The 14,616-nt window shown below is 44.1% G+C and carries 8 protein-coding genes and 1 rRNA gene; 4 read left to right on the top strand and 5 right to left on the bottom strand.

The window, feature by feature from the left end; translation table 11 throughout:
- A 5S ribosomal RNA gene (rrf, locus tag G8O23_RS08230) occupies window positions 1-84 on the top strand; the annotation flags it as partial.
- 82 nt (window positions 85-166) lie between these two features.
- On the opposite strand, the gene G8O23_RS08235 is transcribed toward rrf, so the two are convergent.
- Window positions 167-2,491: a spermidine synthase family protein gene (locus tag G8O23_RS08235; RefSeq protein ID WP_166363657.1), complete on the bottom strand. Its 2,325-nt coding sequence runs from the start codon at window positions 2,489-2,491 to the stop codon at window positions 167-169.
- Window positions 2,491-3,189 carry a protein-L-isoaspartate(D-aspartate) O-methyltransferase gene (locus G8O23_RS08240; RefSeq protein ID WP_166363659.1) on the bottom strand — a complete coding sequence of 233 codons (699 nt, stop codon included), beginning with the start codon at window positions 3,187-3,189 and terminating at the stop codon, window positions 2,491-2,493. The genes G8O23_RS08235 and G8O23_RS08240 overlap by 1 nt, the downstream gene beginning before the upstream one ends.
- A gap of 150 nt (window positions 3,190-3,339) precedes the next feature.
- Here G8O23_RS08240 and G8O23_RS17700 point away from each other — a divergent pair, with 150 nt between their 5' ends.
- The 3 genes from G8O23_RS17700 (at window position 3,340) to uvrA (ending at window position 7,481) form a co-directional block, all read left to right on the top strand.
- Complete coding sequence (locus G8O23_RS17700) at window positions 3,340-3,552, top strand: DUF6485 family protein (protein WP_166363661.1); 213 nt, start codon at window positions 3,340-3,342, stop codon at window positions 3,550-3,552.
- 36 nt (window positions 3,553-3,588) lie between these two features.
- Entirely contained in the window at window positions 3,589-4,563 is a 975-nt protein-coding gene (locus G8O23_RS08250) for a lytic transglycosylase domain-containing protein (RefSeq protein ID WP_166363663.1), read from the top strand.
- A gap of 71 nt (window positions 4,564-4,634) precedes the next feature.
- Window positions 4,635-7,481, top strand: a complete 2,847-nt coding sequence (gene uvrA, locus G8O23_RS08255) for an excinuclease ABC subunit UvrA (RefSeq protein ID WP_166363665.1) — start codon at window positions 4,635-4,637, stop codon at window positions 7,479-7,481.
- Window positions 7,482-7,579: 98 nt separating this feature from the next.
- On the opposite strand, the gene gyrB is transcribed toward uvrA, so the two are convergent.
- From gyrB to G8O23_RS08270, 3 genes are all read right to left on the bottom strand, one after another.
- Window positions 7,580-9,571, bottom strand: a complete 1,992-nt coding sequence (gene gyrB, locus G8O23_RS08260; RefSeq protein WP_166363667.1) for a DNA topoisomerase (ATP-hydrolyzing) subunit B — start codon at window positions 9,569-9,571, stop codon at window positions 7,580-7,582.
- Between the two features lie 231 nt (window positions 9,572-9,802).
- The gene (locus G8O23_RS08265; RefSeq protein WP_166363669.1) at window positions 9,803-11,476 is read right to left on the bottom strand and encodes a TonB-dependent receptor; all 1,674 of its coding nucleotides are present in this window, start codon (window positions 11,474-11,476) and stop codon (window positions 9,803-9,805) included.
- Between the two features lie 45 nt (window positions 11,477-11,521).
- Window positions 11,522-14,599 carry a tetratricopeptide repeat protein gene (locus G8O23_RS08270; protein ID WP_166363671.1) on the bottom strand — a complete coding sequence of 1,026 codons (3,078 nt, stop codon included), beginning with the start codon at window positions 14,597-14,599 and terminating at the stop codon, window positions 11,522-11,524.
- Between the last annotated feature and the right edge of the window lie 17 nt (window positions 14,600-14,616).

Here is a 14,616-nt window from a genome sequence, read left to right on the forward strand (position 1 = left end):
CCTCTTCCCATGCCGAACAGAGAAGTTAAGCCCACCAGCGCCGATGGTACTGCCGAAAGGTGGGAGAGTAGGTCGCCGCCATCCTTCAAAGCCCCGAGCGTATCGGGGCTTTTTTTTTGTATAGATTTTTTTAGAAAACACCGACTGTATAGCTCGGTGTTTTTTGTTATAGCAATCTGCTCCTTTTGTATACTAATGGAATGCAAGCCATATAGAGAATAGCACTAAATGCTAGTACTTGGTAAAAGCCATATTCAACAGCAGTGATGGTAGCAAGTGGTGCTGCAAGTACTGAAAAGAAACCATTTACTCCCCATGCAATAGGAATCTGATTAGGTGATCTCTTTGTGATCATTCGCATACCTATTGGAAATACCATACCCATAAAGAAAGCAAGTGGAGAAATTGTTACAACTACACATAGAATTCGAATTCCCAAATCGTAGCTCGAAATATGGTTTATGATATTATCGCTTAATATACTGTACAAAATAATGTAAAGTCCAATCACAAATAGTATTTGTGGAATTCTAGAGAGTTTAATGATCGAAGACAAATAGCTACCTACAGCTGAAAAGCAAAGCAAGCTACTTATAACGATGGAACTTGCCATTATTGGATTGTTTAAGGTGAGAATTGACTTTTGAATAAATACAACCTCAAGCATCATATATGCTAATCCAATAGAGGAAAAATATAGGTAAATCCAGTATGCTTTATCTTCACTACGATATTTCACTAAAGACGGAATTATTATAGCTACTAATGATATAATTAGACAAATAATAAAACTTACCCAAACAATAAAGTAACCTAGCTCTAGGTAAGTAAAACTATCAAACCCAAATACATTGATATAGTATTTAAAGTGAGATAGTTTTACGAATTGTGAAAAATAAGGGCTATTGTCGCTAGGTGCTCGCAAGTTGAAAGGATAGTTAGTGATGCAGTTATTGTAGCTATCTGCTATAAGAAGGTTAGAAATATGTTGGAAGTTCTCGTCCATAAGGATATTATGCTGTGAACTATCGTAGGGGTGAACCAAGTCAAACCCTAACGTTTTGCAGAATTCTCTTGTATTACTTATTTCATCTAGATTTAATGGACTCCTTTTTATCATTACAAGTAGCGTATTCCAAGTCCTTATGGATAGCATGTGCTGATGTGGTTCTAGTTGTAGGGTGCGAAGTGTTTCAGTGACCAGAGAAATCAGCTTAAGGTTACTACGAGCTGGGTTATCCATTACTGACGATAATACTAGGAACCCACCATCCTCAAGCAAGTTGAATGAGTTTAGTGCGGTGTTTGTAGTAAAAAGATAATCTTCCATTAGAGCATTTAGTCCAGAGTTGCCTGTGTTTCCAGCTGTGGGGAACGAGATAATATCCCATTTTTCTTTTGAAGACTTATGTAGAATCTGGCGGGGATAGCTTTGCTTAATGTTAACGCCACCATATAGTAAAGGGTAATTTGTGAGCGAATCGGCAATAAACTCAATGGGTTCGATTACATTGGGTGTGTAACCAAAGACATTTGCCAGTGATATGAAAAATGTACTGCTGGGTTGAATGTGTAATGAGGTTTTCCCATTGCTGTTTAGTAAATAGGGTAGTGCGTAAACTGTCGATTGGTAAAATGAGGAATCACTCTTTTCCTTCTCAAAAGCAAAATATGGTTGAGCGTTTAGGAATGCTATGTCTACTAGCGGAACTTTCCCAATGTAGTTAAGGCTTAACCCGTTGGCTTGTCGTATGCTGTTTGAGGTAATTAGTTCAAGAGTGCCTTTTGATAAAGGCGTTTGCTTCGAAACCTCAGTATCGGGGATTAGAAGAGCTTTGCTTAAGGGTTTATACTGAGAGGTGAAAGGAATGCTAGGCTGTATACATAGGGTAAGCAAACCAATGACTAATGTAAGGGTTGTAAGAACTATGGTTGATTTATTAAATCTAATCAATGGAGCGCCTAGTACTGCTGCTAATCCGAATATGCTGGCAAGGTGCATTGGGAAAAGCTCGTTCGAAAGCCAGATCATTAAAACACCTCCGAGTGCAGAACCCCCAAGGTTATATGCATACAACTTGTTTATTTGATGGTTATAGGCTGTAAAGAAAAGGCCTATAGCCAGCGCGCCTGTTACAAACGGGATAAAGAGAATGATGCTGGTGCCAAAAAGTTTGAGTAGCTGATTAAAGGAGGAGAAAAGGAGCAGGGTGTCGAAACGTAGCCAATCGGAGTTAATTACCAACGGAGCCAAGATCATTGAAAGGCCTGTAGTAAGAAACAGAATGGGTAGCACGAATAGAATTCGACTTAAAAAGAAGTTTCTCCAAATAGCGATAATTACACCCGACGAACCGAATCCTAGCATAGCAATGGACACTGCCAGATAGGCAAAATGGTGCCACTGGCTGTACGATAGAACATTTACGATAGCCAGCTGAAATCCAATGATGGCAATAGATATTAGTAATATGGAGATTTTTTCTCTCATCAATTGGTGCTTCGTGTGAAGGGCACAAATCGAACAGGTAAAAGGCTTCGGGTAGTAATGCTTCCCCTTTTCTTCTTAACTAAAATAAGTTGCTGAACTTGGAATGGTGATCCAACAGGAATGATCATAGTTCCACCATCCTTGAGTTGCGCTATTAACGGCGGAGGAATATGATCGGCAGCGGCTGTAACCACAATAATATCAAAGGGCCCTTTCTCGGGCCATCCGTGGTAACCATCACCAACCCGAACCTCAACATTTCGGTAATTTAATTGTTTCAACACCAGGGAAGCCGATTGTCCAAGCTGAGGTACAATCTCAATGGTGTAAACCGAATCAACAATTTCGGCCAGAATAGCTGCTTGATAGCCCGAACCTGCTCCAATTTCGAGAGCTTTCATCCCAGGTGATGGGTTAGCTAGCTCTGTCATGTATGCAACAATGTAGGGCTGCGAAATGGTTTGGCCGTATCCAATGGGTAGGGGCCTATCGTCGTAGGCTGATGCACGGTAAGCTGCAGGGACAAACTCGTGCCGAGGAACTTTACTCATTGCCCACAGCGTTTCCTTGTGCTTAATGCCTCGTGCGCTAATCTGCGTACGAACCATCGCTTGTCGTCTCTTTGCAAAGGGATCTTCCTGCCCAAGCCCCTGAAAGCAGATTAGTAAGGCAGGAATAAGCAAGCATAACTTTTGCATCATCTCAGCGTTTTATGGTTGCCATACAATATACAAAATTCAGAACATTAAGGCGTTATAATTAGATTTTATATACATGGTTAGGTTGATGGTTTGCTAGGATTAATCTTCCATATTTGGTAATTTTGTAGGTTCTCAAAACTGAAACCTATGGATTGTAAAAAGGATTCAAATATTGGCCGATGTAATTGTACCTACCCATGCTCTAGGAAAGGGGTTTGTTGCGATTGTATTGCCTACCATCGTAAAATGGGACAGCTGCCTGCCTGCTATTTTCCCGATGATATTGAGAAGGGATACGATAGATCAATCGATAATTTTATCCGGATCTATAACGAACGCGGTAATTTTTTGACAAATTAGACCTTTAATTATATTCCTCCAAAAAAGTAAATGTACATGTCAGCAAATCAAATACCCCTAAAAAGAATTTTTATTATCACCTTTACGCTGGTGGTTGTTGCAACAATTGCTGTAGCCCTAATTATTCCAAGTAAATCGGGCTTTTCTGGTGCCTACGGATTATTGTCAAAATCGGATACGTTGCGTATTCAGAATCCCGTATATCAGGTGCCAATACCCAAAGCCATTTCGTTTGCGGGAGAGCAGGTACCCATTCATCAATTTGATGTTCGTGAGAGTCTTGACCGGGAACTACAGGTTAACACCTATTGGCATTCACAAACGGTTCTGCTGCTAAAGCGAGCAAATCGTTATTTCCCAATAATTGAACCTATCCTTAAGGAGAAAGGTATCCCCGATGACTTTAAGTACTTAGCAGTAGCCGAGAGTGCTTTAACCCAGGCTGTTTCGCCAGCTCAAGCCGTTGGGTTTTGGCAAATACTTGCGGCAACAGGTAGGGAGCTTAACCTGGAGGTAAACGATGAGGTTGATGAACGATATCATATTGAGAAATCGACCTATGCTGCTTGCGACTTTTTGATTCGTAGCTATAATAATTACGGTAACTGGACCATGGCCGCAGCATCGTATAATTTTGGCAGAACAGGTATAAATAGGCAAATGGCTCGACAAGGCAACAACAACTACTACGACATGGTATTGGGTGAGGAAACGGGTCGGTACCTTTTCCGCATTCTGGCATTTAAAGTCATCTTTGAGCATCCCGAGCTTTACGGCTTTCACTTAATGCCCGACGAGCTTTATCCGCCCCTTAAATTCTTTGAAGTGGAGGTTGACTCGGCAGTTACTAGTTTTGCCCAGTTTGCTGAGCATTTTAATACTAACTATAAGATGCTAAAGCTCTATAACCCTTGGCTACGCGAGAGCTATTTAACCAATAAGAGAGGGCAGTCCTATAGTATTAAAATTCCCGAAACAGGGTTTAGAGAATCTGCATACGGTTCGTATTAGTTTCCATACTTTTTTGCATAAGCCTCTTTACTAAAGGTGTTTTGCATTACTACTTGAATTTATTTTAAATGATGACGCCACAAAAAGGAGAAGCGCTCGAAATTGATGTTCAGGGCGCTAGGGTTCATAATCTCAAGAATATAGATGTTGTAATTCCACGCAATAAGCTAACAGTAATTACTGGCCTTAGTGGCAGTGGCAAGTCATCGTTAGCTTTCGATACCATATATGCCGAAGGGCAGAGGCGATACATTGAAACGCTTTCGGCATACGCTCGCCAGTTTCTGGGAACTATGGAACGACCCGATGTGGATAAAATCACAGGCTTAAGCCCCGTTATCTCCATTGAGCAGAAAACAACTAACCGAAATCCTCGCTCCACAGTTGGTACCGTTACTGAGGTTTACGATTTCCTGCGCCTGCTCTTCGCCCGTGCCTCCATTGCCTACTCTATGAATACCGGAGAGGAGATGGTTCGGTACACCGACGAGCAGATTGTTAAGCTAATTGTAAAAAACTTTAAGGACAAAAAGGTGGCAGTCCTAGCCCCCATCATTAAAGGTCGCAAGGGGCACTACAGAGAACTATTTGAGCAGTTCAGGAAAAAGGGGTACCTGTATGCCCGTATTAATGGGGAGATTACAGAGCTTCGCCCTGCCATGAAGCTAGATAGATACAAAACGCATTACATAGAACTTCTTGTCGACAAGCTAAAGGTAACTGGTGATGATACCAAAAGGTTGTCAGCATCAATAAATACAGCGATGGGCCAGGGAAAGGGTACCATTATGGTCCTTGATATGGATGCTGATGCTAGCCGATACTACAGCCGCAACCTAATGTGCCCTTCAACTGGCATTGCCTACGAGGAGCCAGCACCCCATACTTTTTCGTTTAACTCCCCCAAAGGGGCATGCCCCCGTTGCAATGGATTGGGCACGGTTGCAGAGGCCGATATGAAGCGCATAATCCCCGATACTAAGCTGAGCATTAAAAAGGGCGGAATCCAACCTCTAGGCCCTTATAAAAGCACACTAATTTTTTGGCAGCTCGAGGCTATTGCGTCAAAGTATGGCTTCACCATTAACGATCCCATTGAGAATATCCCCGAGGATGCTATGAATGTGATACTATACGGATCGGAAGAACAATTCACCTTAAAGAATGCCGAACTTGGGGTAAGGTCAAATTACTTTCTAAGCTTCGAGGGGGTTATTAGCTACATTCACAGCTACCATAATAACGATGAGATGAATGGTAGAGGCCCCAAGTGGGCACAGCAATTCATACAGCACGTGGTGTGTCCGATTTGTGAGGGTACTAGGCTTAAGCCCGAAGTGGGTTGGTTTAGAATTGATGGTAAAAGCATTTCAGATGTTGCAAATCTCGATATTGAAGAGCTGGCCAAGTGGTTGCAAGGCCTTGAGGATAGATTAAATCCAAAGCAAAGAGCAATAGCCATAGAGATATTGAAAGAGATTCGTGAGCGTGTTAGCTTTCTGCTCGATGTTGGACTGGGATACCTATCGCTCAACCGTGGGGCTGCAAGCCTGTCGGGAGGCGAAAGCCAGCGCATTCGGCTTGCTACGCAAATAGGCTCCAAGCTTGTAAATGTGCTTTACATACTCGATGAGCCAAGCATAGGGCTGCACCAACGCGATAACATTAGGCTAATTGAATCGCTTCAGCAGCTCCGCGATTCGGGCAACTCCGTTATTGTGGTGGAGCATGACGAGGAGATGATCCTTTCGGCTGATCACGTTGTGGATATTGGCCCCCTTGCTGGCCGGCAAGGAGGTAAAATTGTTGCCCAGGGAACGCCTCAGGAGGTATCGTCAACACAATCGCTTACGGCCAGGTACCTTAACCATGAGTTGGAAATTCCAATTCCAGAAAAGCGACGTAAGGGTAATGGGAAAAGTATTGCCGTGGTGGGAGCAAAAGGAAATAACCTTAAGGATATCTCCGTAAAAATTCCTTTGGGCAAATTTGTCTGCGTTACTGGCGTTTCGGGTAGCGGAAAATCCACATTGATAAACGAGACCCTTCATCCGGCGCTAAGCAAAAAGCTTTACCGAGCAATGGACGAGCCCTTACAGTACAAATCACTTGAAGGATTAGATAATATCGATAAGGTAGTGGAGGTGAGCCAAGCGCCCATTGGTAGAACACCTCGGTCGAACCCAGCAACCTATACAGGGGTATTTACTGATATCCGTAAACTTTTTGAAATGACACCCGAAGCTAAGATTAGAGGCTACAAGGCGGGTCGCTTTTCATTCAATGTGAAGGGGGGACGATGTGAAGTTTGTAAGGGGGCTGGTGTGCAAACCATTGAGATGAACTTTTTACCCGATGTGTACGTAACCTGTAAGGGTTGCAATGGACGTAGGTACAATCGTGAGACCCTAGAGGTAAAGTACAAGGGCAAGAGCATTAGCGAAGTGCTCGACATGACCATAAACCAAGCCGTTATCTTTTTTGAGAATATCCCATCAATATTTCAGAAGATAAAAACGCTACAGGATGTTGGCTTAGGATATATTACCCTTGGGCAGCAGTCTACCACACTATCGGGAGGCGAGAGCCAGCGCGTGAAGTTGGCCAGCGAGCTGGCCAAGCGTGATACGGGAAAAACCCTGTATATTCTCGATGAGCCCACCACCGGATTACACTTCGAGGATGTTCGCGTGCTGCTCAATGTTTTAAACCTGTTAGTGGATAAGGGGAATTCTGTAATTGTTATTGAGCATAACCTGGATGTAATTAAGGTGGCCGACCATATCATCGACCTTGGTCCCGAAGGAGGTGCAAAAGGTGGAGAAATTGTTTGCGAGGGAACCCCAGAGGAGGTTATTCTTGGCAAGAAAGGCTATACTGCCGAGTATTTGCACAAACATATTTATAGGAATAGCTAGACTTATGATTGAGGAGAATACAAAAAAAGATCGAGACTAATTCGATCTTTTTTGTGAAGTAGTTTGCTGATTGATGTGCAGCCAAGAGCAATTGTTACCTAGATATCGATGTTGGCATATTTTGCGTGTTTCTCAATAAACTCCCGACGTGGAGGAACCTCATCACCCATAAGCATTGAGAAGATTCTATCGGCTTCAGCAGCGCTGGCAATGGTAACCCTTCTGAGTTTTCTGGTTTCGGGGTTCATGGTGGTGTCCCACAGCTGCTCGGCATTCATCTCTCCCAAACCTTTGTACCGCTGTATGTGTACCGATCCTTCTTTGCCTTTACCAAGCTCATCAACTGCTTGAATGCGTTCTTCTTCGCTCCAGCAGTAACGCTCTTCCTTACCCCTTTTGATGAGGTAAAGAGGAGGAGTTGCTATGTAAAGGAAACCACCGTTTATCAGGTCGTTCATGTAGCGGAAGAAGAAGGTCATAATAAGAGTTGCAATGTGGCTACCGTCCACATCGGCATCGGTCATGATTACTACCTTGTGGTATCTAATTTTTTCCAGATTCAAGGCTTTGCTGTCCTCCTCGGTGCCAATGGAAACTCCAAGGGCGGTAAACATATTCTTAATCTCTTCGTTTTCGAAGATTTTATGCTGCATAGCTTTTTCCACGTTCAGGATTTTACCACGCAGCGGCATGATGGCTTGGAATCGGCGATCACGACCCTGCTTGGCTGTTCCACCTGCCGAGTCACCCTCAACAAGGAATAGTTCGGTTTGGGCTGGATCTTTTTCAGAGCAATCGGAAAGTTTACCTGGTAGACCAGAGCCGGAGAGAACTGTTTTTCGCTGTACTAGTTCCCTAGCTTTTCGGGCTGCATGACGAGCCTGCGCAGCTAGAATTACTTTCTGAACAATGCTACGGGCATCCTTAGGGTTTTCCTCAAGGTAGTTGCTGAGTGCTTCACTTACCGCCTGATCGACGGCCAAGCTAACCTCGGAGTTACCAAGCTTGGTTTTGGTTTGCCCTTCGAACTGAGGCTCGGCAACCTTAACGGATATGATTGCCGTAAGCCCCTCTCTAAAATCGTCGCCACTAATATCGAACTTCAGCTTCGATAGCATACCCGATTCATCGGCATATTTCTTAAGCGTGCGGGTTAGCGCCCTTCTGAAACCGGTGAGGTGGGTACCTCCCTCGATGGTGTTGATGTTGTTAACGTACGAGTGGATATTTTCGGAGAATGAGGTGTTGTACTGCATGGCCACCTCAACAGGCACTTCGTTTTTGTTCGATTCGATGTAGATTGTGGTTTCAATCAGCGATTCGCGTGTCCCATCAAGGAACTCAACAAACTCTTTAAGCCCCTCATCAGAGTAAAACTCTTCGTGTCGAAATTTACCACCATTACCGTTCTCTTCAAGCTCACGTTTATCGCGGATGCTAAGGCGCACCCCTTTGTTTAGGAATGCCAGCTCGCGAAGTCGTGATGCAAGAATCTCGAAGCTGTAATCGGTTGACTGGGTAAAGATGGTATCGTCGGGGAGGAAGGTAATTCTGGTTCCCGATTTGTCGGTTTCGCCAACCTGCTCTACAGGGGCAAGGGGAGCGCCCTTACTGTATTCCTGTTTCCATATTTTCCCATCGCGGTAAACCTCGGCTATAAGTACTTTTGAGAGTGCGTTAACGCATGAAACCCCCACTCCGTGCAACCCCCCCGATACCTTGTAGGAGCCCTTATCGAACTTCCCTCCAGCGTGGAGTACCGTCATAACCACCTCTAGGGCCGATTTTTTCTCCTTTTCATGGTAATCGACTGGAATACCCCGGCCATCATCGGTAACGGTAATTGAGCCATCCTCGTTGATGTCTACCTCTATTATTGAACAGTAGCCTCCGAGAGCTTCGTCAATTGAGTTGTCAACCACTTCGTACACCAAGTGGTGTAAACCTCTGCTGCCTGTGTCGCCAATGTACATCGAAGGGCGTTTGCGAACAGCGTCAAGCCCTTCAAGAACCTGAATGCTTTCAGCAGAGTACTGCTTGCCCTCTATAATTGGGCCATTTACCAACTTCTCGTTTTCTAAATTATCCATATAAAATTGAATTCAAATAATACAGTGCAGACCTATAGATAAAGTCACTGAAAATCAATAATTTTAGTTGATCAGAAAAATACTTCCAAAGATAGCAATAATATTAAAAAATCCCCCATTTTGGGGGATTTTTTTGAGCTAAAAATATGTTTTTAAGTCTCTAAAAATCAGCGCCATAAAATACCGTGAGGGTAGTGTAGTTTAAGGGTAAATTTATTGAGAGCTAGCTGCCTAAAAAGCATAGGTAATTCCTCCGCGCATATTAAATCCTTGGGTTGGGTATAAGTACCAGTGGTGGTATCGGTTAGCAGTAATATTGTTGAAGTTAAGGAAGGCCGAAGCCCTTTTGTTTAGTCTATATTCAAGCCCTAGGTTTACATCCAAAATTCCATCAATCTCAATAACTTCATCATTAAAGCCTTTGATGTCCCTTTTCCCTTCGAGGATTAGCCCTGCGTGCACCAAGATCTTATCTCTTAGGTTGTACGATAGTGTGGCTCTTCCTGCATAGTTGGGTTTATGCCAGGGGTTCTCCAGCTCGTTCATTTCGTAAGTATTATACTCGGCTTGCAGTGCCAGCTTTAGCGAGGTGGTTGGGGCAATGGTTAGCTCACCTACAAAGTGAGTATGCTGAATGTTGTCGTAAATTACATCGAAGCTATTGCTTAGGAATAGGTTGCTTGGGTCAACTGCATTCACAAAGAAGTAAGCACTGTCGATAAGCGAGTAGCTACCTGAGATATTGTATGCTACCCTAGGGCTTAGGTTCCCCTTTATCCCTCCTTTAAGGATAAACTTATGGCTTGTATTTGCCATATTTATACCAGGTACAGCCCACGGGTTCTCAGCAAGCACCTCTGAGTAGTGGTTGTTTTTAAGGTAGCCATTAAACTGAAAGTAGGGGATAAAGTAGTTTCCAATTATATCGTACGATAGCAATGCAATGGGGTAGAAGTGGGTTTTGGTACCCCACTCGTTAACCTCTATGGTTGTGGAAACACCTGCTTGGGTTCTCCATTGCTTACCAAACAGTCCAATCCACGGGGCGAAGTTTATTAGGGTTTGTTTTGTAGGCGTAAGGTTAAACTCACCCGAATGATGCTTTATGCTGAGGCTTGCACCAACCTTTTCAATCTTAAAGAACTTGTCGAAGCTTGCTTTTAGCTCAATGGTGTTTTGACTATTGGAGAATTTATCGGCAAAGTTGGCAAACCTAACGTTAACCATATGATTTAGGTGTGTTGAGTCGCTGTGGGTAGAGTAGTAGTTAAGTCCAACATTAAACTTTTGCTGCTTTTGCCTTTCAACATCCGACGGTATAGGCAGTGCTGCTTGTGTTGTATCATACCCGTAAAAGCCATAGCTGAAATTTGTGAAATCGATTCCACCATCGAGAACCGACTTGCTAAAGATCTTTTTGCCAAAGGCACCAATGCCAAAGTGGTGAAAATCTCCATCTACCTTCTCATCGTTATCGAGCTTAATGTTCCCGAACGAACCGTTGTACTTTAGCGAAGCACCATAGGAGTAATCTTTTTGTCGTGTGCTTGAGTAGTAAACCTCGGCAAGGGGCGAGGCGTAGTTTCCAAACCCAGCCTTTACGTAGCCCCAGCTGGCTCGTGTTAGGGGTTCTGCCACCATTCTAGCAGGTGAAATCAGGTTTACGGGGAAATCTACCGTTACCGGCCTTAGGGTAAGGTTGTACGAAAAGGTTGGAGTAATCCGGATGGTATCCTCAATTTGTGGGAGCATGTTGAGTTTAAAAGCATCGGAGATGCTTGGCTCGTAAGGTCTAACAACTTGAACCTGTTGTGTTAGTTTGTCCTGCTGTCCGTACACATCAACCCAGCTAAAAAGCGAAGTGACGATGACTCCCAGTATGATGATTGCTGTTTTATTTTGCATAGTGCTTAGCTTACTTGTTTAAAAGGTGTACCTGTACTTTATGTTTTAATTGCCCCACTGGAGCTGAATGGTATCGTTTTTACTGCCCTGCTGTTTCTCTTTTTCTTTGATAATTAGCTGGGTGAGTAGCTTCGATGCTTCATCAATTACTCCATCGTTGGTTTCGGTATAACCGTCAATTACGCTTTGGAGTGTTGCCTTGGCCTGGAAAAAGTCGTCGCGTTTGGCGTATATCTGGGCCAGAATCATAAAACTTTTTGCTAACCAGAACTGGTGTGGAGTATTTCGCTCGGCAAAGTTGAAAACCTCATCTTCGGCCTTGTTAAGCTCACCCGAGTCGAAATATATACGAACCATTCGGTACTTGGCTTCGGCTCCCTCTTGGGTTTTCAAATTGTTTGAGACATGGGCAAACTCATCGAATGCTTCAGGGGTTCTGTTTAGCTCAAGCAGCGATTTTGCTTTGGCAAAGCGAGCTTCTCGCTCAATCTCACCAGGTAGTTTATCGGTAATAAGCACCTTGTTGGCAGCTTCAACCACCTCGCTGTGGCGCTCTAAATATTTGGCCGTGCGTAGCATACCAACACGTGCCTCCTGTAGGCTCGATTTGAGATCGGCAAGTGTCTCAAGTAGTTTAAATACTTCGTAGGCATCGGCGTATTTCTTTTGCTGCATATAGATAGCCGATGAGGCAAGTAGGGTTTGTTCGGTAAAGGGGTTTTTCTGCCTCTGTACTACCTGCGAGTACGACTCTAGGGCTTGATCGAGCCTGCCATTGCGGTGATGACAGTCGGCCATGTAGAAATGGGCATTCAGCACAAAGCTGCCTCGGGGAAATTCATCCAGATATTTTGATAGGTTTTGAACTGCCTTTTCGCAATCGCCCGACATGTATATTCGCTCTGCTGAGATGTACGATAGCGAGTCTTTCTCGGCCATACTTACATTGCCCAAGCTTCCCAGATTTGAGGCATAGGAGAAGTACTCATCAACATTCCCCATGTCAACATAAATGTTCCGAATGCCAACCAGCGCATTCTTTGCTTCAGCCGAACCGGGAAACTCCTCAACTACTCTTTTGTAGTAACGCATTGCGTTGTCGGAGTCCTCCTTGTTATAGGCTGCAATACCAAGTTGAACCAGGGCTCGCACAAAGTATGAGCTGCCTGGGAAATCTTGCTGAATGCGCGAGTACTGCTTAACAGCCTCTTCGCTTTGGTTTAGGGCAAGGTAAGTTTCGGCTAGTTCGAACAGCGCATCATCGGTATAGTTAGAGTTGGGGTATCTGTTTACAAGGCCTAACAGCTCCTCAATTTTTTTCTGTGGCCTGTCAACCAAGCCAAAGGCAATTCCTCGCTGAAGTATGGCGTAATCAACATCTATGGTATTGGTGTTAATGGCATTCTCGTAGTAGTCTAATGCAACCCAGTACCTGCGTTGGATGTAGTATGAGTCGGCAATTCTGTTGTAAGCATCGCCAAGAAACTGGTTCTTGCTCTTGTTGGTAAGCGTGGCGAACTTGCGGAACCAAACAATGGCGTCGTCGTAGTTCTTTAGCTTGAAGTGGGCGTAGCCCAGATTGTAATGAGCCAAATGGTATTCTGGCAGGTCGAAGGCGCCGGGCGAGAGTAGGAACTGGTCGTAGTCGTTGGCCGCTTTCTGAAAATCTTCAAGCCTATAGTACGACTCCCCTCTCCAGTATAGGCTTAGCGCAAGCAGCCTGTCGCTAAATTCGGGGTACTTAAGCGATAGGGTGAACTTTTCGGCAGCCTCCTCAAAGTTAAGGTTTTGGAATAGCTCAATGCCTCGGTAGAATGCAACGCGTTGATATGCTCGCCTGATGGAGGCATCTTTAGTCGTTATCTTATCGAGCGACTCTAAGGCCTGCCTATAGTTTTTTGTGTTGCTGTAGGCTAAAACAAGGTAGTTGTAAGCCTCATCTATCCGCGGGCTGTTTGGGAATAGCTGGATATACAGTTGGAATGCTTCAATTGCCTCGTTAAATGGATTGTATAGGGTTTCGTAGGTAATTTTTGCAAAATTGAAAAGAGCATCTTCCTTTATGTCGAGATCAAAATCGGCTTTTGAGGCCATGGAGAATGCTTGGCGTGCTTTCGCTTTTTGGTCGAGCTTAAGGTAGCAGTCGGCCAAATGGTAGTATGCATTTTGGCTAAGGATATCCTCTTCGGTAGGAACACGCTCGAGATATTTAACTGCTTCGTCGAAGCGGAAATTTCTATAGTAAATAAATCCTACTAAGTAGTTATCCTCTCGGGTGAGCGAGGTGGCTTTTTCAACAAACTGCTCAATGTAGGGTATGGCTTTTTCGTACTGGCGCAGCCTGTAGTACGATTCGGCAATTAGGCGGGCAATCTCAGGAGCCCGTCGGGCATTGGCCGACTCAAGTACAGGAGGAGCATATTCAATTACCTTGCTGTACTGCCTCTGCAGGTAGTAAATTTGGGAGATGTAGTAGGGTACTAGGGGAGCAAAAGTTTCGTCGTTGCTTAGCTTCTCGAACCCTCGTAGAGCCGTTGCATAGTTCTTTTGGTCGTATGCAATATGCGAGTAGTAATATGTAGCAGGGGCTGCAAACTTATTGTGAGTATCCTTTATCTCAAAAAAGGCTCTGCCTGCCAGGTCGAAGTTATCCTGCATAAAATGGCTATACCCCAACTTAAACAAATATTCGGCCTTTTGATCACTGTCTAGTCCATTACGGTTTGTTTGGCCGAACCAGTAAATAGCATCCTTATATTTACGCTCACGATACCTGAGTTTGGCTAGCTCAAAATATCCTAAGTTAACTTTTTGGTTATCGGGGTAACTATTTATGAAGGTACGCATCAGGTACTCAGCATCCTCGTTGAATAGCTCAATGGCGCATAGGGCATTATAATACTCAGCCTCGCCCTTAATATGCAACTCATTTCTGTTGGCATGCTTAGTGGCTAGCTCGAACTGCTTTTGCGCAGAGGCAAAATTTCCCTTCTCGAAAAGGTCGATTCCGTTGCGTAGGTACTTATCGGGATGCGTATGGTAAACTGTTTCCTGAGCCATTGTAGCACAACCCATTACAATAAGTGTGGCTGCGGCAAGTGCTCGTAACGATTTTGCAAACATAGTTTTCGGCTTAATTT

This window comes from Perlabentimonas gracilis (genome assembly GCF_011174675.1).
In the GTDB taxonomy this organism is placed as follows: Bacteria; Bacteroidota; Bacteroidia; order Bacteroidales; family Tenuifilaceae; genus Perlabentimonas; species Perlabentimonas gracilis.

Coding starts and splice junctions, on each gene's coding strand:
- G8O23_RS08235 (WP_166363657.1), bottom strand. CDS start 2,491: ATGAGAGAAAAAATCTCCATATTACTAATATCTATTGCCATCATTGGA.
- uvrA (WP_166363665.1), top strand. CDS start 4,635: ATGACGCCACAAAAAGGAGAAGCGCTCGAAATTGATGTTCAGGGCGCT.
- G8O23_RS17700 (WP_166363661.1), top strand. CDS start 3,340: ATGGATTGTAAAAAGGATTCAAATATTGGCCGATGTAATTGTACCTAC.
- G8O23_RS08270 (WP_166363671.1), bottom strand. CDS start 14,599: ATGTTTGCAAAATCGTTACGAGCACTTGCCGCAGCCACACTTATTGTA.
- G8O23_RS08265 (WP_166363669.1), bottom strand. CDS start 11,476: ATGCAAAATAAAACAGCAATCATCATACTGGGAGTCATCGTCACTTCG.
- G8O23_RS08250 (WP_166363663.1), top strand. CDS start 3,589: ATGTCAGCAAATCAAATACCCCTAAAAAGAATTTTTATTATCACCTTT.
- gyrB (WP_166363667.1), bottom strand. CDS start 9,571: ATGGATAATTTAGAAAACGAGAAGTTGGTAAATGGCCCAATTATAGAG.
- G8O23_RS08240 (WP_166363659.1), bottom strand. CDS start 3,189: ATGCAAAAGTTATGCTTGCTTATTCCTGCCTTACTAATCTGCTTTCAG.